This window comes from Maricaulis sp. D1M11 (genome assembly GCF_047308265.1).
GTDB lineage: Bacteria > Pseudomonadota > Alphaproteobacteria > Caulobacterales > Maricaulaceae > Maricaulis.
Genome location: NZ_JBKQWY010000001.1, coordinates 671344 through 693133 on the forward strand (window position 1 = coordinate 671344; position 21790 = coordinate 693133).

Genomic DNA, 21790 nt, shown 5'->3' on the forward strand with positions numbered 1-21790 from the left:
TGCGGAGTGGCTCTCTGCTAAACCGGCGAGCTTTCCCGGATGAACAGGTTTGACAGGACCCAGAATGACAGACTTTGACCCCATCGCATCGGCTCGGCGTGTGATCGAGATTGAACAACAGGGTTTGGGGCTGTTGCTCGAGTCCATCGGGGCGGATTTTACCGCATCGGTCAATGCCGTGCGGGAGATGACGGGGCGTCTGATCTGCACCGGCGTTGGCAAGTCCGGGCATGTGGCGCGCAAGATCGCCGCGACGCTCGCCTCGACGGGCACGCCTGCCTATTACGTCCACCCCACCGAGGCCAGTCATGGTGATCTGGGCATGATCACAGGCAATGATGTGGTGTTGGCTCTGTCAAAATCCGGCGAGACCAAGGAATTGGGCGATGTGATTGCCTATTGTCGTCGTTTCGCGACCCCGCTGATTGCCATGACAGCGCGGGGCGACAGTGTGCTGGGTCGGGCCGGTGATTTCCGGCTCCTGGTTCCCGATGCGCCGGAAGCGTGCGGGGAAACCCGTGCACCGACGACCTCGACCACGTTGATGATGGCGATGGGGGATGCGCTGGCCGTAGCCTTGCTGGAGGAGCGCGGATTTACAGCCGGCGATTTCAAGGTCTTCCATCCCGGGGGAGCTCTGGGCGCGGCGCTGGCCTCGGTTCAGGATGTCATGCATTCCGGTGACGCCCTGCCGCTGACGGGTGAGGCAACACCCATGGCGGATGTGCTTTTGGTCATGAGCGCGAAGAGTTTTGGTTGCGTTGGCGTGCTCGATGATCGTGGTGTCCTGGTGGGCATGATCACGGATGGCGATCTTCGTCGTCATATGGGGCAGGAACTGATGACCCGCGCGGCGCGCGATGTAATGACGGCTGCACCGAAAACCATATCTGCTGATGCCCTGGCCGCTGATGCATTGAGACTGATGACAGCGGGTAGCATCAAGATAATGCAACTTTTCGCTGTTAATGATGGGGGGGAACCCGTAGGCATTTTGCACATGCATGATTTGCTTCGGGTCGGATTGAAATAAATCCGAAAGGTGATTTGGCTTTCGGTGGTTGAGCGGGCAAACTCATCTGGGCATCAAGGCATTGATCGATCGCCGGGTATCAGGAATTTGATCCGGTCTTTGACCGCGTCAGAGAGTGGGCAGGAGTACGAGCAATGAGTGGCGTGAGTGCCAAGCCGGAGCGTCCCGAGGACAAGGTTGCACAAGACGGCCCGCTGCGCGTGGCGCTGTCGCGTCCGCTGCGTCCCTACCTTCTGGCGATGCTCGGATTTTCGCTTGTCTCCAATCTCCTGTTGCTGGTCTCTCCGCTCTACATGTTGCAAGTCTATGATCGTGTGATGACGGCTGGGTCCTATGACACGCTCATCTGGCTTACGCTCATCGCGGTCTTTCTGCTGTCTATCTATGGCGCCGCGGAAGCCGGCCGTCGCCGGGTGGCTGCGCTGGCGGGCACACTGTTTGAACAACATGTGGTGCCGCGTGTTTTTGCGCGATTTGAGAGCCATACGACGACGGGCACGACACTGGCGCATGATCTGGCACAGGTCGGCCGAGTTCAGGCCTGGTTCCAGAATGGCGGGGTGATTCCATTTTTCGACCTGCCCTTCGCGCCGTTTTTTGTCGGTGTCCTGTTTCTGGTGCACCCGCTCCTCGGCTTGCTGGGCGTGGGCGGCGCGGTGCTGGTCTTTATTGTTGCCCTGATGGCTGAGATGAGCACGCGTCAGACCGGGCAGTTATCCAGTTCGGCGCTGTCCCAGGCGCAAACCTTGGCGATGGGGCTGGAGCGGCAACGCTCGGCCATGGTGGCCATGGGGCTGGTTCCCGGCGCGTTTGTGAACTGGCGGTCTGTGAAACAGGCCGGCCAGGGGCTGGCGCTGGATGCGGCCAAGGAAGACGGGAAATTCACCGCGATTTCCCGTTCTTCTCGCCAGATTTTGCAGATCCTGATTTTGGGCGGGGGTGCGGCCCTGGCACTGTCTCAGCAGATCTCTCCGGGTGCGATTGTTGCCTCGTCCATCATTCTGGCGCGGGCCCTGGGACCGGTCGATCAGATCGTGGGGAGCTGGCGGTCGACAATTCAGACTTGGCGAGCCTGGAAGGATTTGCGGGCCAATCTCGACACAGTGTTGCCCGTCACAGGATACACGCCTCTACCGCGCCCCTCATCGCGTATCGAGATCGATCGTATGGGCGTCGGTGTTCCGGGAAGCGAAGCGCCTTTGCTGCGCCCCTTCAGTCATACCTTCGAGGGTGGCCAGATCATCGCCCTGACCGGAGGAAATGGCGCGGGTAAAACCACATTGCTGCAAACGCTGTCCGGCGCTTGGCCGGTGGCGGAAGGACAGGTTCGGCTCGGCGGACGGGCCTTGCATGACTGGGCGAGTGCAGATCGCGGTCGCTATATCGGATATGTCCCGCAGGAGATCGAACTTTTGCCGGGCACCGTGGCCTCAAACATTGCGCGAATGCGTCAACGCGATATGGATGATGTATTCAACGCCGCGCACCTTGCAGGGGCGCACGAGACCATCCTTTCATTGCCGGAGGGCTATGACACCCGAATCGGACCGGACGGCGTACATCTGTCGGCTGGACAGAGACAGTTGATCGCGCTGGCACGGGCGGTCTACGGCCATCCGGTATTTCTTCTGCTCGATGAACCAACGGCCAATCTGGATTCAGCGGCGGCCCAGACCGTGTTGCAGGCCCTGACTCGGCTGGCCGATGCGGGGACCATTATCATGGCGTCTTCGCACGACCGGCGGCTGATCGAAAAGTCCCGACAAGTGCTTCTGGTGCGCAATGGCAGCGTGATGCTGGCGGAGGCCGAACAGTATCTCAAACTGGCTCTGGGCCCCGGTGCGGCGGGGAGCGGTGCATGAACCCGTCTGATCACGAACAGGTTCCAGCCGAACGCGCGATCACAGAAGTGACGGAGCGGACTCGCACGGCTGTGTCCGAGGCCTCTGTGCCGGACAAACCGATCGCTGATCGCTTCATCCGTTTCAATGCCCTGATCTGCGCAGTCGGGCTGGGCGGTTTTCTCGCCTGGGCAGGACTGGCACCTCTGGCCGAAGGTGTTCCGGCGGGCGGACAGATCGTGGTCGAAAACGACCGTCAAGTGATCCAGCATCTCGAAGGCGGCATTATCCGCGAACTGCGCGTGCGCGATGGGGATTTTGTCCAGGCCGGTCAAACCCTCCTAGTACTGGAAGAAACGGCCTCACTGGCGGCGCGTGATCAGGTCCTGCAGGAAATAGCGGGGCTGGAAGCCTCCTTGCAACGTCTTGATGCCTTGCGTGCCGGACTGGACGAGCCGGACTTCTCGGTGCTCGACGCGATGGCTCTCAATGCGGATAGCCGCGCGGAGATCGAGATCCGGCAGCGCGATCTGTTCGAACAGCAGAAGCAATCTTTCGAAGCGGATCTGGCGGTTTTGACAGCCCGTCGGGACGGGGCCCAATCCGCACAGGTCCACCGCCGGCAGCAAATCCAGGTCACTCGTCGCGGACTGGAGACAGCGCGCGAACAGCTGGAGCTGATCGCGGCGCGGCAACAGCGTCAGATGGCGCGACTGGATGAGTTGCGTGCCATGGAGCGGGACGTGGCGGCGATGGAGGCCGATATCAGCCGATTGGAGCGCGAAGCCCAGGAGGCGGCGACCTTGGAACTGGATCTCGGCGGTCAGATCGAGCAGACCCATGCGGCGTTTCGAACCGAAATTTCTGCTGAAAGCCTTGAAGTTCGTACTCAGCTTGAACAGGCAGAGGAACGTCTCACGGCAGCCCAGGACGTGCTGACTCGCTCTGAAATTCTTGCGCCGCAAGGAGGCGAAATCCTCAATCTTCAATTCTCGACGCGTGGTGGTGTGGTCCGTCCAGGAGAGACGATCCTGGAGATCGTTCCCGACCTGGGAGAAACCACCGCTGTTGTCCGAATTCGACCGTCAGACCGTGCCGCCGTGTTTGAAGGACAGAGCGTTCGAACCCGTCTGAGTGCCTATAAGAGCTGGATGACCCCCCGTCTTGACGGAGTCGTGTCACAGGTCAGTGCCGACCTGAAAACCGACCAGCTGACTGGCGAGAGCTATTACGAGGTGCGTGTGACGATACCGCTCGAGGAAATGACGAAGGTCGAACACCTTGATGTAATTCCCGGCATGCCACTGGAAGTTTTTATCTTTTCCGGGCGAAGTCGGACATTGATGGACTATGTGATCGAGCCGATCGGGGAATCTCTCTTTCGAGGAACCCGGACGCGTTAGGAGAGAGTGTACGTCGTCGTGGTGCACATCACCGCACAATCTGTACAGCCGGGGAGGGCGTGCGGGTTGGTGGGCGATAGTCAGAGGTTGAGATGACGCCGAAATTGATTTTGGCAGGAATGGGGAGTGTGCTGATGTCATGTACCGCAGGGCCGGGTGGTTCCGTGCAGGGTGACGTCATCCTGTGGGTCCAATGCATCTCGAGCAATCAGTCCGTGCCAGCCGACTGGGTCGATGCCGCATGCAACACCCTTGTGGACACGTTGCAGACCCGATCCCCTCGACCTTCGGTTCGGATTGCCGAGACTTGGCCCCCCACAACTGATGATGCCGCGACATGGCTTCAGATGGATATGTGGGATGCCGGCAAAGTCGACGGTATCGAGGGGCAGCTCAGCGGAGGCCGGATTTTGGCTGGCGCACTCGAAACTGAATTTCAGACATCGATCCTGAGTGCTGAGACGAGCGACAGGGAGACAGGCGTGCCGACGGCGGAAGGTTTGGCGCGCGGACTGGTTCAGATCATGGACCGGTGAGACGCCCGGCCCTTTTGGGCTGGGACAGTAAGTAGCTGGGTAGCGGGAGGCCAAAATGGCTCAGACACAGAACGACAAGACACACGGCACGCGAGCCGCACAGAAACTGTTTGCGGGTGCAGCTCTGGCCGGAGCGGCCGCGGCTTACATGACCGCCGGCGCACAGGCACAATCCTCACAAGCGCCCCAAGGCTATTCCAGTGCCTCGGGGCTGGACGGGGTTCGCGATGTGATTGTGCACCGGGATGGCCGAGTCGAGCTCGTGATGGATGATGGTCGTCGGTTGATGATCGAAGCCGTCGATGTGCAGCTTGTCGACGGTGTCGTTTATGTCGCGGACAATGCTGTCCATGCCGCGCTCTATCCGGCCAGCGAGACCGGATCGAGCGGTGGTGGTGCTGGTATTCTGCTGGGTGTTCTGGGCGGCGCCGGTCTGCTGGGTGCGGCGGCCGGTGGCGGCGGTGGCGGTGGCGGCGGAAGTTCCACGCCGACACCTCCGGCCAATCGGGCACCGAGCTTCACGTCAGAAACGACCGCGAATTACACCGAAAACGGAACAGGCATCGCCTATGATGCAGATGCGACGGATGCAGATGGAGACGCGCTGACCTACTCCATCTCCGGAGGTGCAGATGCGGCCTTGTTCACGATCGACGCCGCGACCGGTGAGGTGAGTTTTGCCTCTGCGCCAGACTTTGAAAATCCGGGCGATGCCGATGGGGATAATGTCTATGAAATCACTGTCCAGGTTTCAGACGGCACCCTGACCGCAACGCGAACCGTCCGGATCACGGTCACCGACGAGAACGAGTTTGACCCTGTCATTACCTCGGCGAGCGCCGCGACGACCCCGGAAAACGCGGCGGGCGTGGTTTATACGGCAACGGCGACCGATGATGACGGCGCTTCGAGCCTCACCTTTTCCATTGCAGGCGGTGCCGATGCGGCGCTGTTCACCATTAATGCGGCCACAGGTGAGGTGCGCTTTATCACGGCGCCGGACTTTGAGGTGCCGGGGGATTCGGACGGCGATAATGTTTACGACATCATTATTGAAGCCAGTGATGGCAGCCGGACGGATACACAAACAGTGTCCATCACCATCACGGATGTGGATGAAGCTCCGACCTTCACATCAAGTGACACGGCCTCGGTCAGCGAGAATACGGCGGGTATCGTCTATACGGCTGAAGCGAGTGATCCGGAAAATGGGGCACTGACCTATGGGCTCACAGGAACGGATGCGGCCCTGTTCACCATTGATGCGGCCACTGGCGAGGTGCGCTTCCGCAGCGCTCCCGATTTCGAAAACCCGGGCGATGCTGATGGAGACAATGTCTATGATGTGACCGTGACCGCCAGTGATGGTACGACCACGGTGCAGCAGGCGGTCGCGATTAGCGTAACGGATGTCAATGAGTTCTCGCCCACCTTTACGTCCGGAACCGCTGCGGATGCGGAAGAGAACCAGACGATTGCCTATGTGGCGCAAGCGACAGACCTGGATGGTTCGGCGAGCCTGACCTATAGCCTGGACGGATCCGGGGATGCGGCCCTGTTCAAGATCGATGCCCAGACCGGTGTCGTGACGTTTGTGGACGCGCCGGATTACGAGGCGCCGGGTGTCGCGCCCTACACGATTACAGTGATTGCCTCGGACGGGACTAATAGCGTCCAGCAAACGGTCACGGTGACGGTCACGAACGTCAATGAGCGCCCGGTAATCACGTCGGCAGCGAGCACGTCCGTCAATGAGGGATCGACTGATGCGTACCGCGTCCAGGCCGATGACCCGGACCAGACCGCTCCGACCTATGCGATTTCTGGTGGCGCGGATGCGGGCCTGTTCACGATCGACCCGGCCACCGGGCAGATCACCTTCATCGCTGCGCCTGATTTCGAGAATCCGGCGGATGCCGATGGCGACAATGCCTATGAAATCACGGTCACAGCGACGGATGGCGAATACACTGATGAGCAGACGGTGACGATCCGTGTCGCCAATATCAATGACAACGCCCCTGGCTTCACATCTGCGACATCCACCAGTGTGGTCGAGGGGACGCTGGATGCCTATGACGCCGATGCGAGCGATGCGGACGGTGATGCGCTGACCTACAGCCTGTCAGGCGGGGCAGATTCAGCGCTGTTCACGATCGACAGCACGACGGGTCTGGTCAGCTTCATCAATGCGCCGGATTTCGAAAATCCCGCGGATGCCAATGGCGATAATGATTACGAGATCACCATTGAGGTGAGTGACGGCACGAATGTTACGCAGCAAAGCGTGACGATCTCCGTCACGGATGGCAATGACAACGCGCCGGCCTTCGTGTCGGGCAGTGCCGTGTCGGTTAGTGAAAACGAGACCCTGGCCTACACCGCCAATGCTACAGACCCTGACGGTGACACCGTCACCTATTCCATCGCGGGCGGGGCGGATGCCGCTTTGTTCACGATCGATGAGACGACAGGCCAGATCAGCTTTATCGCCGCGCCCGACTTTGAAAACCCCGGCGATGCGGGTGGCAATAATGTCTATGACATCATCGTGCGGGCGTCTGATGGTAGCAATTCAACCGATCAGGCCGTGGCGATCACCGTGAATGATCTCAATGACAATGCACCGGTATTCTCCAGTGCTGCGACGGCCTCGGTCGAAGAGAACCAGACGGCGGCCTATACTGCGGTCGCGACTGACGCCGATGCGGGTGCGAACATCACCTACAGCCTCTCCGGAACGGATGCCGCGCTGTTCACGATTGATGAAACGACGGGTGTCGTCCGCTTCCGCAATTCTCCGGATTTCGAAAACCCGGCCGATACGGGCGGTGATAATGTCTATGATGTGACGGTTACGGCCAGCGATGGCACCAATACAACCGACCAGAATGTGGCGATCACCGTGACAGATGTGAACGAGGCCGGCGGTGACGTACCCGCGGACCAGAGCACATCCGTCAATCTGGGCCTGGGCTCGACTTATGACGGGGAGCTGGAAACCGTGGGCGACCGGGACTGGATCCGTGTCGAACTCACGGCGGGTCAGCGCTATGCGATCTCACTGACGGGGTCAGGCGGCTCTCCGCTGAGCGACCCATTGGTTCGTCTGTATGATGCGGATGGGAATCTGGTCGCCGAGAATGATGATGGCGGCGCCGGGCTCAACTCGCTCCTGACCTACACAATCGAAAACTCGGGCACGTATTATATCGAGGCTGCTGCCTGGGACGACACGGTCGCCGGCTCCTACACGGTGGGGCTGGAAGAGGCGGATCCGCTGCCGGAGTTTACGAACGACCAGATCGCGGACTTTCTGCGCTCGGGCTATTGGGAAGGTGCGACCCGTCGGTTTGATGCCAGCACAGGTGACACACTGACGGTCGACGTGTCGGGGCTGACGGCCGGGGGGCAGTTCTTTGCGCGTGCCGCTTTGAGTGTATGGACGGAGATCACGGGTCTGAATTTCCAGGAAGTGATCGGCGGTGCACAGATCACATTCGATGATGAGGATGACGGGGCGTATGCGACCTCGGTCCGTCAGGGACAGTTTATCATCTCCTCGGAGATCAATGTCTCGACCGACTGGATCGCGGATGATCTGGGCGAACTCGATAGTTATTCCTTCCAGACCTATATCCACGAGATTGGACACGCGATCGGCCTGGGACATGCCGGCCCCTATAATGGTTCAGCCAGCTATGGTGTGGATGCGATCTATCTAAACGATAGCTGGCAAGCCACTGTGATGTCCTATTTCAATCAGCAGGAAAACACCTTCATCCAAGCTGATGGCGCCTATGTGGTGACACCCCAGGTGGCCGATATCCTGGCCGTTCAGGCCATGTACGGCATCACCACCACAACGCGGGTCGGGGACACGACCTATGGCTTCAATTCCAATGCCGGCAATGTGGTGTATGACGCGACGAACGGCTTCACCTCTGCGACCTCTTACACCATCATCGACAGCGGTGGCATCGATACGCTGGACTATTCCGGCTATCGCTCCAACCAGTTCATTTCCCTGGAAACCGAAGTGCATATGAGCATTGGTGGTATTGCCGGGAATGTCGCGATTGCACGGGGCACCGTGATCGAGAATGCGATCGGGGGGTCAGGCGATGATGTCATCTATGGCAATGCGGTCAACAACACGCTCAGCGGCAATGCGGGCAATGACACCTTCTACTCCAGCGGTGGGACGGACACCATCAATGGTGGATCGGGAACGGACACGGTCATCTTCTCCGGTCTGGCCAGCGACTACACCGTCACCACCAATGGCGGCACCACGACGGTGGTGGATAATCGCGCCGGTTCGCCGGATGGTACGACCACGCTGACCGATATTGAATCCATTCAATATGGTGGAGGTGAAAGCGGAACAGTCTATCTGCCGGGTCAGTTCTCTGATCCCGATGCTGGTTATCAGCCCATCGACTGGGAAAACCTCCAGACCTTCGGCAGCTGTTCATCCTGTGGTGAAAAGCATGACCATGAAAACCACAATGCTGACGGGCATGCCTTCGAGCCGGATCCTGATGAGCTGGCACAATTCCTGTCCGACTATATCTTCGTTCGGGACGATGATCTGAACATCGACAATGCCCAGCTGATCACGTCCTATTCGGACCGAATGGGAGAGGCCTTGGTCCCGACATCTGAGGCGGTGGATCTCTTGCCGGGTCTCGCGATGGCCCGCTTGGGGTCAGATGATCTGTTTGGCCTGTTTGATACCCATATACCGGCCGGCTGGCTGGACACGCGTGATCCGAACGACCTCCCCTTCCTGTCCCTGAGTGAACCCGCCGAGTTGGAGCTGTGGGATTATGTGGGTACGGACGTGATTGATGTGCGACCACCGGAAAAACTGGGTTCGGATGTCTTCCGTCCGCTTGATGTTGAGGGCGTGGGCGAAGTGGACCCTGCCCTGTCTGTTGAATGGCCTGCGATCGAGGCTGTGCAACAGGTGGACCCGTCAAGCCTGTTGGAGGAACCGGCGCCTGTGTCTCTGGTTGAGACCGACGGCTGGATGTAAGCGATCCAGACCCATGTGTCAGGGAAGGCCGGGCTTTGCCCGGCCTTTTAATCGGATGCCCGGATAATGGAGACCACCTCGTCCAGGCTGTGTGTGAGGGGCGGAAACACAAAGCCGGTCGACCGGGTGAGCTTGCCGGTGTCGAGAACGGAATTTGCCGGTCGCCGGGCAGGTGTGGGATAGCTCGATGTGGGAATTGGCGTAATCTGCGGGCGCTGGGCCTCGGGCAGGACGCGGTTGAAAATTGTCCGAGCAAACTCGGCCCAACTCATCGGGTCGGGACCGCAGGCATGATATAGGCCGGGCGGGATGTCGGCGATCAGCATGTGCAGACAGGCCCGCGCCAGATCCAGAGCGCTCGTGGGGCATCCCGATTGGTCCTCCACGATGGACAGCTGATCGCGGTCACGCGCGAGACGCAACATGGTCGTCAGGAAATTCTTCCCCCAGGGGGAGTAGACCCAGGCTGTTCTCAGCACGATGGCGTCGCTGTGTGATGCGAGGACGGCGTGCTCTCCTGCAAGCTTGCTGCGGCCATAGGCATTGATCGGCGCGGGCGTGTCGTCTTCGCGCCAGGGGCGCTCTGATGCCCCGTTGAACACATAGTCTGTCGAGATGTGGACAAGCTTCAGCGCGTGGCGTGCGCAGACCTCTGCCAGTTTTGCGGGGGCGTCGGCATTGATGGTGTGGGCCAGGGCTTCATCGGTTTCAGCCTGGTCGACGGCCGTATAGGCCGCAGCATTGATGATCGCATCAAAACGGGAGAGGTCGTAGTGCGCTGACAGGCGCTCAACCAGCGTGTCGGGCCTGGCCAGGTCAATCTCATCGCGAGACGTGTGATGAAGCGCTACGGCGTCGGCAATATGGGTTAACGCCCGGGCCAGTTGCCCATTCTGACCGATCACCAGGACCCGCATCACACCAGGCCCAGCCGTTCCAGGCTTGCGCTGGCCGAGACACGCTCAAGTGAGGCGCGACACCACGCCCGGTTTGCAAGATACCAGTCAACCGTCGTTTCAAGCCCGTCGGTGAAGGCGTGAGCGGCTGTCCAGTCCAGCTCCTGCGCCATGCGAGCGGGGTTGATGGCATAACGCCGATCATGCCCGGGACGGTCCGTGACGAAGGTGATCTGGTCGGCATAGGGCTGTGGACCCGGCGATTTTTTATCCAGCAGGGCGCAGATCTGGCGCACGATCTCGATATTGCTGCATTCGGTTCCGCCACCGACAGGGTAAATCTGCCCCGGCGTCCCGCGATCGAGAATGCGAAGAAGCGCATCGGCATGATCATCCACAAACAACCAGTCGCGGATATTCAGGCCATCGCCATAGATCGGGATGGGCTGGCCGGCGAGCGCGGAGAGGATCACCACGGGAATGAGTTTTTCCGGAAACTGATACGGGCCGTAATTGTTCGAGCAGTTGGAGATGACAGCGGGAAATCCGTAGGTTTCGTGCCAGGCCCTGACCATCATGTCCGCGCCGGCCTTGCTGGCGGCATAGGGCGAATTGGGCTGGTAGGGGCTGTGCTCATCGAACGTGCCGCTGGGGCCGAGACTGCCGAATACCTCATCGGTGGACACATGTACGAAGCGGAACGCATCGCGCATCATGTCGTCCAGAGCGGTCCAGTAGAGGCGCGCCGCGTGAAGCAAGCTCGCCGTGCCAGTCACATTCGTATCGGAAAACACAAGCGGTCCCTCGATGGAGCGATCCACATGGCTCTCTGCGGCCAGATGGATCACGGCATCGGGGCGATGGGTGTCGAAGACCTCGATCAGCGCGTCCGTCTCGCGAATGTCCTGCCTGAGGAAACGATATCGCGGTGAGTCTGCGACCTGCGCCAGATTGGCGGGATTGGCCGCATAGGTCAGGCTGTCTAGATTCACAACGCAATGGTCGGTCTGGGCGAGGATCCGGCGGATGAGCGCCGATCCGATAAAGCCGCAGCCACCGGTGATCAAAATGTTCACGACGCGTCTCCCTTCATGCGGAAGGGTGAGTCGAAGTCACGCCAGGCGAGGGCGTTTTGGTCCTTGTTAGAGAGAATGACGGCGCCCGTGGAGACCGGCCATTCAATCGCCAGATCCGGATCATCCCAGGCAATACTCCGGTCAGAGGCTTGATCATAATGGGCGTCGACCTTGTAGCTTACGCGCGTGTCGGGCTCGAGGGTGAGGAAGCCATGCAGGCATCCTGACGGCACAAAGACCTGCGTCCCTGTAGCGGCATTCAGCTCCACCGTGACGTGCTCACCGTATCGAGGGCTGTCCCTGCGAGCATCGACAATGACGTCCAGAATGCGACCATCGAGAACACGAACCAGCTTGGCCTGGGCGAAGGGGGGGAGTTGCGCATGCAGGCCCCGCAATGTGCCCGGTTCGGCTGAATAGGATTCATTGTCCTGGACAAAATGATCCGGCAGGCCCAGCCCGGCCAGGGTGGAATGATTATAGGTTTCCGTAAAATAGCCCCGGTCATCGCCAAACCGCTTGGGCTTGAGGCTCAGGGCTCCGGGAATATCCAAGATATCAACCTGCATCGCCTCTCTTCCTGTCCAGCGGGATCGCTGCGCCTTGCCTAGCAAGTCATCGGAAGAAGGGAAACGGGGCTGAGCAGATTTAAAAACCGGATCAGGCCGGTTCCAGAGCGTGCTCGAGGAAGTTTTGGAACGCGCGAAGCGCAACCTGGCTCTCGCTTTTCACAATTCGGAGCTGGCGCTCGCCCTGATCGATCGAAGACAGGAACAGGCAGTCATGCCCGCCATCAGGGCATTCGCTCTGTCGATTGATAAAATGCATGAACCGAGAGTCGAAACTCCGGGCGTCAACACGATTGGCAAACTCTAAAGTCAGATCAAACATGGCCCACCCCTGCCAGTAACGCGATGCCGGGCGTCCCCGTGCGACGACATCGTATATTTCAGCGCGTCATCCAAACTTGCCCCAGTGCTTGGAAAACAGTCGCAATACGGAACCTTATCCTAACGTGAACGGGACGTCTTTCAAAAGATTATGACAATTTATCGGATAGTCTCGTGATGCCTGTCACGAGCTGTAGATCATTCGAGTCATCAGGCCTCGACACACCGACCGGTCAAAGGAGAGGTACGCGAAGGGCGGCGCACCGTCCGGGAATACAAACATGCAGGCTGGTCTGTGCTTTCACAGACCAGCCTGCTAAGTCAAAAGCGTACGGACTGGAGGGTGTTGTGAAGGGTATTATTCTGGCTGGAGGGAGTGGCACACGCCTCGCACCTCTCACGCTCGCGACATCGAAACAATTACTGCCGGTCTATGACAAGCCGATGATTTATTATCCGCTGTCCGTCCTGATGCTGGCCGGCATCAAGGATATCCTCATCATCACCACACCGGATGATATTGGCCGGTTTCAGAGCCTTCTGGGTGACGGCACACAATTTGGCATCCGTTTGAGTTATGTCGAGCAGCCGCGACCGGAAGGTCTGGCGCAGGCCTTTATCCTCGGTGAGGACTTTATCGGGTCTGACCCCGTGACTTTGATCCTGGGCGACAACCTGTTTTATGGCCACGGTCTGCCGGACACGGTGCGGGCTGTCGTGGAGGCCCGCGAACCCGGCGCCACGATTTTCTCTTATCATGTCAACAATCCGCGTCGGTATGGCGTGGTCTCTCTGGACGATCAGGGGCGGCCGGTGGATATCGAGGAGAAACCCGAGCAGCCGAAATCGAACTATGCGGTGACCGGTCTGTATGTGTACGACAATGCTGTGATTGAGATCGCGAAATCCATCCGGCCATCCTCGCGGGGGGAGCTAGAGATTACCGATGTCAATCGAACCTATCTCGAACAGGGTGATTTACGGGTTGCCCAGTTGGGACGCGGAACCGCCTGGCTTGACACGGGAACAGCGCAAGCCCTTCTCGAGGCGTCGGAATTTGTGCGTTCACTGCAAAGGCGCCAGGGTCTGCAGATCGCCTGCCTTGAAGAAATCGCCTATCGCAATGACTGGATCGATCTGGCTGTCTTGAGCACGGCGGAAGCCCGCTACCGAAATTCGGAATACGGGGAGTACCTCAGCCGCTTGCTCAAATCCGATCAAATCGGGTAAGCCGCAAAGCCTCAGCACAGCCGTAAAGGGGCAAGGCATGACCATTCTGGTCACCGGGGCAGCAGGCTTCATCGGATTTCACGCATCGAAGCTTCTCCTGGAACGCGGAGAGCCGGTTGTCGGCATAGACAATCTGAACGCCTATTATGACCCGGCCCTCAAGGAGGCCCGGCTGGCAGAACTGGCACGGTATGAGGGTTTCCGCTTCGAGAAGCTCGACCTGGCGGATACGGCCGGGATCAAGTCCCTGATCGAACGTGAGCGACCAGACCGCATCCTCCATCTCGGCGCTCAGGCCGGTGTGAGATACTCGCTGGAAGAGCCCTTTGCCTATGCCAACTCCAACCTCATGGGGCATTTGGCGATTCTGGAAGGCGCACGTGCGCTGGGCGACGAGCTCAAACATCTTGTCTACGCCTCGTCGAGCTCTGTCTATGGCGAACGCGCCCAGGTGCCGTTCAAGGAGGAAGATGCGGGTAATACGCCCGCGTCTCTGTATGCCGCAACCAAACGAGCAGATGAGTTCATGTCTGCCTCCTATTGCAGCCTCTATGGCATCCCGGCCACGGGGCTGCGCTTCTTCACGGTGTATGGACCATGGGGACGGCCGGACATGGCCTACTGGCTGTTCGCCGATGCCATGTTTGCCGGGCGCCCGATCAAGGTCTTCAATGAAGGCCGTATGGAACGCGACTTCACCTATATCGATGATGTGGTCGAGCCGCTCAGCCGCATCCTGACCGACGCGCCTGCGCGTGGTCGCCATGAAGTCTACAATATCGGCGGGTCCTCGCCCGTGAAGCTGATGGACATGATTGCGACCCTGGAAAGGGCGCTCGGTCTTACAGCCGAGAAGGTCATGTTGCCGATGCAGCCGGGTGACGTCACACAGACCTATGCGGACGTCTCCAAACTGGAGCGCGATTACGGCTATTCACCGAGCATTCGAATTGAGGATGGTCTGGCCCGCTTTGCCGAGTGGTATCGAGGCTGGCGCCAACGCTAGATTTTGTCGGGGCATTGGCCCCCGTATCAGGTCTCGAAACTGTCCAAGGTCTTGCGCACAAGGCCTTTAGCACTTTCTCCCAGGTGCGGGTCGTTGAAGGCGTAGGCCAGGATAGCCTGCAGATAGCCCAGCTTGTCGCCGCAATCATAAGAGCGCCCGGAATACTCCACGGCATGGAAGGGGGCGTCCTGCATGAGGCGCGCCATGGCGTCGGTCAGCTGGATTTCGCCTCCGGCTCCGGCGGCCTGGTCTTCCAGATACTTGAAGATACGTCCCTGTAGGATGTAGCGACCGGTAATCGCCAGATTGGAGGGCGCAACATCGCGACCGGGCTTTTCGACCATGCCCTGCATCTCAATGCGCTTGCCGTCGCGTGATTTCGGGTCAATGACACCGTATTTGGAGACGTCTTCCTCCGGAACCTGTTCCACCGCAATGACATTGCCACCCGTGTCGGCATACACCTCGGTCATCTGGGCCAGACAGCTCGGCTCACCCTGGACCAGTACATCCGGGAGAAGAATGGCGAAGGGCTCGTCGCCAATAATGTCCCGGGCACACCAGATGGCGTGACCCAGGCCCAGCGGGGCCTGCTGGCGCACAAAACTCATTGAACCGGGAATCGGACGTGTAGCCCGCAATTCGTCGAGGATCTCAGTTTTGCCTTTGCCCTGCAGGGTCGCTTCCAGTTCATAGGCCCGGTCGAAATAGTCCTCGATGGCGCCCTTATTGCGGCCTGTGACAAACACAAAGTGTTCGATTCCCGCTGCCAGCGCCTCATCAACCACATACTGGATCGCCGGCCGGTCAAACACCGGCAGCATTTCCTTGGGAATGGATTTGGTGGCAGGCAGGACGCGTGTGCCGAGGCCGGCGACTGGGAGAACAGCTTTGCGGATCTGCGTCATGAGGCTCTCGTCTTCGTTTTGCTGATCTTTAGCGTTACAACGCGCCGGGCGGCGACGTCCAGATACTAGCTTCACTTGGTGTAAGGGCTTGTCGCGTATATAGCGATCCGGTGTCAGCAGAGGGTGCGGGACAAATGGGCAAGAAATACTTTGGCACGGATGGCGTGCGCGGTCTCACCAATAGTTTTCCGATGACAGCAGAGACGGCGTTGCGGCTGGGCATGGCTGCGGGCAAACATTTTGCGCGTCATGCCGGGCGTCATTCCGTGGTTATCGGCAAGGATACCCGACTGTCCGGCTATATGATTGAATCCGCCCTGGTGGCCGGATTTACCTCAGTGGGCATGGATGTGTTCCAGTTCGGCCCTCTGCCCACACCGGGCGTCGCGCTGATGACCCGTTCCCTGCGCGCGGATCTGGGCGTGATGATTACGGCGTCCCACAATCCGTTCCACGATAACGGCATCAAACTCTTCGGTCCGGATGGCAAGAAGCTGGGCGATGATGAGGAAATGCAGATTGAGGCGCTCATGGATGGCAGCCTCTCGGACGAACTGGCCGCACCCACGGATCTGGGGCGGGCCAAGCGGATTGATGATGCCCAGGCGCGCTATGTGGAGATTGTAAAAGCGAGCCTGCCGCGTCGTGAGAGCTTTTCCGGCATGCGGCTGGTCGTCGATTGCGCCAATGGTGCGGGCTACAAGGTCGCTCCGACCGCGCTCTGGGAGCTGGGTGCAGACGTGATCCCACTCGGGGTCGAGCCCAACGGTTTCAATGTCAATGATGGCTGCGGATCAACAGCCCCCGACAAGCTCGCGCAGGAAGTGCGCAAGTATCGCGCTGATCTGGGCATTGCGCTGGATGGCGATGGTGACCGCCTCATCCTGTGCGACGAGCGGGGCAAGGTGATCGACGGGGACCAGATCATCGCCATGCTGGCAACACACTGGAACAAGCTGGGCAAGCTCGCCATTCCCGCGGTGGTGACAACTGTAATGTCCAATCTGGGCCTGGAGCGTCACCTCTCCAGCCAGGGCCTGACTCTGGAGCGCACGAAGGTCGGGGATCGCTATGTGTCCGAACGCATGCAGTCGACCGGAGCTAATCTGGGCGGCGAAGCCTCGGGTCATATCGTGATGCCGGACTTCTCGCCAACGGGTGATGGACTGATTGCTGCACTCCAGGTTTTGCGGGCGATCCGTGAAGCCGACAAGCCTGCCAGTGAATGCTTGAACCAGTTCGAACCTGCGCCTCAAATCCTCGAAAATGTTCGCATCAAGCCGGGCCAGGCCCCGCTTGAGGCCGATGGCGTGAAGGCGGCTATCAAGGCAGCTGAAACGGATATGGGCAAGGATGGTCGCCTTGTTGTGCGGGCCTCCGGCACTGAACCGGTCATCCGCGTGATGGCGGAAGGCGACGAAGGTCTGATCCGCAAGGCTGTGGATGACGTGAAGTCAGCCATCGCCGCGGCCGCCGCCTGACAGCGATCATCCGTTCGGCTTTTTCTTGCGTGCGGACAATGACATCCCCATCTTCGTGGGAGGTGGGGTCTACGGAATCTCTCCTTGCGTCCGGAAGCCGCCTCGGCGATACCGGCTCAACATCTGACTGAGGAGGCACGGACCATGCGTGTTGCAATGATCGGGACCGGTTATGTGGGGCTTGTTTCGGGCGCCTGTTTCGCAGACTTCGGACACGAGGTTATCTGCGTCGACAAGGATGCCTCCAAGGTAGAAACCCTGAATTCCGGCGGTATTCCGATCTATGAACCGGGTCTGGATCTTCTTGTTCAGCGCAATGTTCGTGAAGGGCGTCTGAGTTTTACCCAGGAATTGACGGATGCCGTGCGTACCGCCGATGCCGTGTTTATCGCCGTGGGCACGCCGTCGCGGCGGGGTGATGGCTTTGCTGACCTGTCCTACGTCTACGCTGCGGCCAAGGAAATCGCGGAAGTGATGGATGGGTATACAGTCGTCGTCACCAAGTCGACGGTTCCGGTGGGCACGGGTGACGAAGTTGAGCGCATCATCCGCGAAACCCGCCCGGATGCGGATTTTGCGGTTGTGTCCAACCCTGAATTCTTGCGCGAAGGCGCAGCCATCGATGATTTTAAACGACCGGACCGCGTTGTCGTCGGTACCGATGATGATCGGGCGCGCACAGTGATGCACGAGCTCTATCGTCCGCTCTTCCTCAATGAAACGCCGATGGTGTTCACCTCGCGCCGGACATCGGAACTGATCAAGTATGCGGCTAATGCCTTCTTGGCGATGAAGATCACCTTCATCAACGAAATGGCGGACCTGTGCGAAGAGGTCGGGGCCAATGTGCAAGAAGTGGCCAAGGGTGTGGGCCTGGACAATCGGATCGGCGGCAAATTCCTACATGCCGGACCGGGATATGGCGGGTCCTGCTTCCCCAAGGATACACTTGCCCTGGTGCGGACCGCCCAGGATGCCGGATCACCGCTGCGCCTGGTGGAAACCACGGTTGAGGTCAACGATACGCGCAAGCGTGCCATGGCCGACAAGGTGATCGAGGCCTGCGGCGGGGCCGTTGATGGCAAGACGATTGCCGTGCTCGGGCTGACCTTCAAGCCCAATACCGACGACATGCGCGAGGCACCGAGCCTGGAAATCATTCCGGCTCTGCAATCGGCAGGCGCTCGGATCCGGGCCTTTGATCCGGCCGGTACGGTGGAAGCCGAGAAATTACTGAGCAATGTGGATTTTGTTTCGGGACCCTATATTTGTGCTGAAGGTGCCGATGCCCTAGTCATCATCACGGAATGGAATGAATTTCGCGCTCTTGATCTGGGCCGTCTGAAGGAGACGATGGCCGCACCGATCCTCGTGGATCTGCGCAATATCTACACTAAGGATGACGCCGCCTCGGCCGGCTTTGCCTATGAGAGCGTGGGGCGTCCCTGAGTTTGCGCGTCGCCGCTGATCTTCGTGACGAATCATTGAAAAAGCGTCGGCTTTCTGACTTCGGGGTTGCATGACTGTACGGTTCTAATATGACCGTAACGAACGGTCATGGGACCGATAAAGGGGGATACCGATGAGCAAGACGCCGCACGCCGCGCTTCAGGCTAACACCTGGGAATTCGAAAACGATGCCCTGGTCAAGCCGACAGGTTTTCGTGAGTACGACGCACGCTGGTACATCGGTCACCCGGGTTCGGACAAAGCTTCGGAACTGAACCTTTATGGAGTCCAGGCGCTCGGGCAGGGGCTCGGTACGCTCATTCACGAGCTGGGCGTCGATCCCAAGATTGTCGTAGGACATGATTTTCGTGGCTATTCGCTGAGTGTCAAACAGGCGCTGGAAGTCGGTTTGATGTCGGCCGGGGTCGAAGTCCATGATATCGGTCTGGCCCTCTCTCCCGTCGCCTACTACGCGCAATTCGATCTGGATATTCCCTGTGTCGCCATGGTGACAGCTAGCCACAACTCCAACGGCTGGACGGGTGTCAAAATGGGGGCTGAGAAGCCGCTGACCTTCGGTCCGGTCGAAATGGCCCGCCTTAAAGAGATCGTGCTCAACGGTGAAGCCCAGACCCGTTCGGGTGGGGGTTATGTGCGTGTCGAAGGTCTTGCGGAACGCTACACTGCTGACGTGGCACAGGATGTGAGCATCTCGCGCCCGCTTAAGGTTGTCGCGGCCTGTGGTAATGGCACCGCCGGCGCTTTTGCGCCGCAAGCGCTGCGTGCCATGGGGGTCGAAGTGATCGAGATGGATTGCGAGCTGGATCATACCTTCCCGCGCTATAATCCAAACCCGGAAGACATGAACATGCTGCACGCGATGCGCGATGCCGTTCTGGAGCATGGTGCCGATGTCGGTTTGGGCTTTGACGGGGATGGCGACCGGTGTGGCGTCATCGATAATGAGGGCGAGGAGATCTTCGCCGACAAGATCGGACTTATGCTGGCACGTGATCTCGCACCGCTCTACCCGAATTCAACCTTTGTCGTGGACGTGAAGTCGACCGGCCTGTTTGCCATTGACCCGGTGCTGGCTGAGCACGGTGCGAAGACGGATTACTACAAAACCGGACACTCCTATATCAAGCGTCGCTCGAAAGAGCTGGGCGCCCTGGCAGGGTTTGAAAAATCAGGTCACTTCTTCCTCCAACCGCCGATTGGTCGGGGATATGATGATGGGCTGGTGGCTGCACGGGCTGTGCTTCAAATGCTCGACCGCAATCGGGACAAGACGATGGCTGATCTGCGTCGGGACCTGCCGGTGAGCTATGGTTCTCCGACCATGTCGCCCTATTGTGCGGACGAGGAAAAATACGGTGTGATTGATCGCATCGTGTCTCAGTACGAAAAGCGCATGGCCGATGGTGAGGCCATTGCCGGGCGCAAGATCACGTCGGTCAATACTGTAAATGGTGTGCGCTTCAGCTTGGACGACGGCGCCTGGGGGCTGGTGCGCGCCTCGTCGAACACACCTAACCTTGTTGTGGTCGTCGAGAGCCCGAATTCTAGCGATGACGTGGTCGCGATTTTTCGCACCATCGAAGCGACATTGGCGGAATACCCGGAAATTGGAGAGTTCGACCAGAAGCTCTAACCTCGGCTCTACCGGGACCTCCTGAGCGATCGAACGAGGTCGGGGTCCCGGGCTGAGGAGACGCATGTCGAACCAGCTCATCTTTCCGACATGGCCATAGACTGCAGCCGATCAGCAAATTACACGTTCAACAATCTCAAGTGTACTCGAAATTCCCGAATCCGCCGAATGACGGCAGATCGCCAAATTAGATACGTGTTCCGGTTAATGAGGTTGACCGCAAACGCAGTATCCCAATAAAAGCGACGCGTTTTGTGAGAGGAAACGATGCTTATTCTCGACGAGAAGCACCTATTCATACATATGCATAAATGCGCCGGCACTTCAGTCTGTCGCGCTATTATCGACCAGGTTGAACCCGAGCGAGTCGAGTTTTTTGGCTATACTGTGGAGGGAGAGCAGCGGAGCGCGACTTCAAAACGCAATGGCTCGGTATGGAAGCACTCTACAGCGCAAAGGGTACGTAAATGGATGGGGGAGGAACGATGGGCAAATCTAGAAAACGTTGTTTTCGCGTCCGTTCGGTCCCCGTTCGATCGCGCCGCTTCCTTTTTCTTTTACGCTAAGCGCCACAACCTTCGAGACAAAAAAAAGTACCCAATGATTGCTGATAGTTCGTTTACTGACTTCATCTTCGAACATCAGTATCCGAAAGACACAATACATTCATTTGTCGAAAGTGGAGATGGTACTTGTCTGGTAAATCACTTTCTGAAATTTGATGATATCGAAAATTCGTTTAATCAATTATGTGAAGAAATAGGAATTGGTCAATTTGATCTTCCAACTTTGAACGCCAACCCCAGTGTAGTTAACTATGACTTTATGTATGGGCGGCGTGAGCGCATGTTGATCGCCAAGATGTTTCGACGTGAAATCAAGGATTATTTCCCGGAACTGGTCTGATTGAATTTGCGAATTCGCCAGTCAACACCATGTTCGTTTCTGTCGCTCTCATTTGCGCGTTTATAGAACATATCGGACCTGGTCTTAGTTGGATCTGAGGTAAAGACTGTTTACCTGGTCCCCTGAACTCCGGACGCGGGCAAGTCGTGTTCATGGAGTAGAGCCTGGGTGATGCGCAAGTGCCGCGCTTCAGACGCGACGTTCTACATATAACGTGCTCAAGTTTGCCAACGGTGGAAGTCTAACGGCTTCGCGCGTTGGAAGTGGAGCTTATCAAGCAGAAGAAGTGTCTGGCCTCACGGGGCGTTGGACGGCCTGGTCCTGACCATCTTTTGTTAGCAAACCCGTAGCCACCGGCAAGGTTCGCCTGAGCGTCGCACGGGTTCTGCTCGCCGTGCCTTACTCCTAGAACCCAATCAGAAAAGAGAGGCGAAGATACT

Annotated in this window: 16 protein-coding genes; 11 read left to right on the forward strand and 5 right to left on the reverse strand. The window is 58.7% G+C overall.

The genetic code is table 11. The features are described 5' to 3' along the window. The first annotated feature begins 64 nt into the window (after positions 1-64). From RMQ97_RS03225 to RMQ97_RS03245, 5 genes are all read left to right on the forward strand, one after another. The gene (locus tag RMQ97_RS03225; RefSeq protein WP_413659391.1) at positions 65-1033 is read left to right on the forward strand and encodes a KpsF/GutQ family sugar-phosphate isomerase; all 969 of its coding nucleotides are present in this window, start codon (positions 65-67) and stop codon (positions 1031-1033) included. Between the two features lie 134 nt (positions 1034-1167). Further along, complete coding sequence (locus RMQ97_RS03230; protein WP_413659392.1) at positions 1168-2895, forward strand: type I secretion system permease/ATPase; 1728 nt, start codon at positions 1168-1170, stop codon at positions 2893-2895. After that, positions 2892-4277, forward strand: coding sequence for an HlyD family type I secretion periplasmic adaptor subunit (locus RMQ97_RS03235; protein WP_413659393.1), 1386 nt, complete (start codon positions 2892-2894; stop codon positions 4275-4277). Before RMQ97_RS03230 ends, RMQ97_RS03235 begins: the two co-directional genes overlap by 4 nt. A gap of 134 nt (positions 4278-4411) precedes the next feature. After that, on the forward strand, positions 4412-4813 hold the full coding sequence (locus RMQ97_RS03240) for a hypothetical protein (protein WP_413659394.1): 402 nt from the start codon (positions 4412-4414) through the stop codon (positions 4811-4813). Between the two features lie 55 nt (positions 4814-4868). Next, positions 4869-9854 (forward strand): cadherin domain-containing protein, encoded by a 4986-nt coding sequence (locus tag RMQ97_RS03245; protein ID WP_413659395.1) that lies wholly within the window; start codon positions 4869-4871, stop codon positions 9852-9854. A gap of 47 nt (positions 9855-9901) precedes the next feature. Here the strand turns inward: RMQ97_RS03245 and rfbD are convergent, their stop codons facing one another. From rfbD to RMQ97_RS03265, 4 genes are all read right to left on the reverse strand, one after another. Next, a complete protein-coding gene (gene rfbD / locus RMQ97_RS03250) occupies positions 9902-10771 on the reverse strand; it encodes a dTDP-4-dehydrorhamnose reductase (protein WP_413659577.1) in 870 nt (289 codons plus the stop codon). Further along, entirely contained in the window at positions 10771-11826 is a 1056-nt protein-coding gene (gene rfbB / locus RMQ97_RS03255) for a dTDP-glucose 4,6-dehydratase (protein WP_413659396.1), read from the reverse strand. The genes rfbD and rfbB overlap by 1 nt, the downstream gene beginning before the upstream one ends. Next, the gene (rfbC, locus tag RMQ97_RS03260) at positions 11823-12395 is read right to left on the reverse strand and encodes a dTDP-4-dehydrorhamnose 3,5-epimerase (RefSeq protein WP_413659397.1); all 573 of its coding nucleotides are present in this window, start codon (positions 12393-12395) and stop codon (positions 11823-11825) included. The genes rfbB and rfbC overlap by 4 nt, the downstream gene beginning before the upstream one ends. Positions 12396-12486: 91 nt before the next feature. Continuing rightward, complete coding sequence (locus RMQ97_RS03265) at positions 12487-12717, reverse strand: hypothetical protein (RefSeq protein ID WP_413659398.1); 231 nt, start codon at positions 12715-12717, stop codon at positions 12487-12489. Between the two features lie 347 nt (positions 12718-13064). Here RMQ97_RS03265 and rfbA point away from each other — a divergent pair, with 347 nt between their 5' ends. Together rfbA and RMQ97_RS03275 are read left to right on the forward strand one after the other, a co-directional pair. After that, positions 13065-13946: a glucose-1-phosphate thymidylyltransferase RfbA gene (gene rfbA / locus RMQ97_RS03270; RefSeq protein ID WP_413659399.1), complete on the forward strand. Its 882-nt coding sequence runs from the start codon at positions 13065-13067 to the stop codon at positions 13944-13946. Between the two features lie 37 nt (positions 13947-13983). Continuing rightward, positions 13984-14952, forward strand: coding sequence for an NAD-dependent epimerase/dehydratase family protein (locus tag RMQ97_RS03275; protein ID WP_413659400.1), 969 nt, complete (start codon positions 13984-13986; stop codon positions 14950-14952). Positions 14953-14978: 26 nt separating this feature from the next. Here the strand turns inward: RMQ97_RS03275 and galU are convergent, their stop codons facing one another. Beyond that, complete coding sequence (gene galU / locus RMQ97_RS03280) at positions 14979-15860, reverse strand: UTP--glucose-1-phosphate uridylyltransferase GalU (protein ID WP_413659401.1); 882 nt, start codon at positions 15858-15860, stop codon at positions 14979-14981. A 134-nt stretch (positions 15861-15994) separates the two neighbouring features. Between galU and glmM the strand changes: the two genes are divergently transcribed. The 4 genes from glmM (at position 15995) to RMQ97_RS03300 (ending at position 21350) form a co-directional block, all read left to right on the forward strand. Further along, entirely contained in the window at positions 15995-17341 is a 1347-nt protein-coding gene (gene glmM / locus RMQ97_RS03285) for a phosphoglucosamine mutase (RefSeq protein ID WP_413659402.1), read from the forward strand. A 144-nt stretch (positions 17342-17485) separates the two neighbouring features. After that, on the forward strand, positions 17486-18790 hold the full coding sequence (locus RMQ97_RS03290; RefSeq protein ID WP_413659403.1) for a UDP-glucose dehydrogenase family protein: 1305 nt from the start codon (positions 17486-17488) through the stop codon (positions 18788-18790). A 133-nt stretch (positions 18791-18923) separates the two neighbouring features. Next, positions 18924-20444, forward strand: coding sequence for a phosphomannomutase/phosphoglucomutase (locus RMQ97_RS03295; RefSeq protein WP_413659404.1), 1521 nt, complete (start codon positions 18924-18926; stop codon positions 20442-20444). A 267-nt stretch (positions 20445-20711) separates the two neighbouring features. Beyond that, the gene (locus RMQ97_RS03300; RefSeq protein WP_413659405.1) at positions 20712-21350 is read left to right on the forward strand and encodes a sulfotransferase family 2 domain-containing protein; all 639 of its coding nucleotides are present in this window, start codon (positions 20712-20714) and stop codon (positions 21348-21350) included. The last annotated feature ends 440 nt before the right edge of the window (positions 21351-21790 follow it).

Coding starts and splice junctions, on each gene's coding strand:
- RMQ97_RS03265 (WP_413659398.1), bottom strand. CDS start 12,717: ATGTTTGATCTGACTTTAGAGTTTGCCAATCGTGTTGACGCCCGGAGT.
- RMQ97_RS03295 (WP_413659404.1), top strand. CDS start 18,924: ATGAGCAAGACGCCGCACGCCGCGCTTCAGGCTAACACCTGGGAATTC.
- RMQ97_RS03240 (WP_413659394.1), top strand. CDS start 4,412: ATGTCATGTACCGCAGGGCCGGGTGGTTCCGTGCAGGGTGACGTCATC.
- RMQ97_RS03300 (WP_413659405.1), top strand. CDS start 20,712: ATGCTTATTCTCGACGAGAAGCACCTATTCATACATATGCATAAATGC.
- RMQ97_RS03235 (WP_413659393.1), top strand. CDS start 2,892: ATGAACCCGTCTGATCACGAACAGGTTCCAGCCGAACGCGCGATCACA.
- RMQ97_RS03225 (WP_413659391.1), top strand. CDS start 65: ATGACAGACTTTGACCCCATCGCATCGGCTCGGCGTGTGATCGAGATT.
- galU (WP_413659401.1), bottom strand. CDS start 15,860: ATGACGCAGATCCGCAAAGCTGTTCTCCCAGTCGCCGGCCTCGGCACA.
- glmM (WP_413659402.1), top strand. CDS start 15,995: ATGGGCAAGAAATACTTTGGCACGGATGGCGTGCGCGGTCTCACCAAT.
- RMQ97_RS03275 (WP_413659400.1), top strand. CDS start 13,984: ATGACCATTCTGGTCACCGGGGCAGCAGGCTTCATCGGATTTCACGCA.
- RMQ97_RS03230 (WP_413659392.1), top strand. CDS start 1,168: ATGAGTGGCGTGAGTGCCAAGCCGGAGCGTCCCGAGGACAAGGTTGCA.
- RMQ97_RS03245 (WP_413659395.1), top strand. CDS start 4,869: ATGGCTCAGACACAGAACGACAAGACACACGGCACGCGAGCCGCACAG.
- rfbC (WP_413659397.1), bottom strand. CDS start 12,395: ATGCAGGTTGATATCTTGGATATTCCCGGAGCCCTGAGCCTCAAGCCC.
- rfbD (WP_413659577.1), bottom strand. CDS start 10,771: ATGCGGGTCCTGGTGATCGGTCAGAATGGGCAACTGGCCCGGGCGTTA.
- RMQ97_RS03290 (WP_413659403.1), top strand. CDS start 17,486: ATGCGTGTTGCAATGATCGGGACCGGTTATGTGGGGCTTGTTTCGGGC.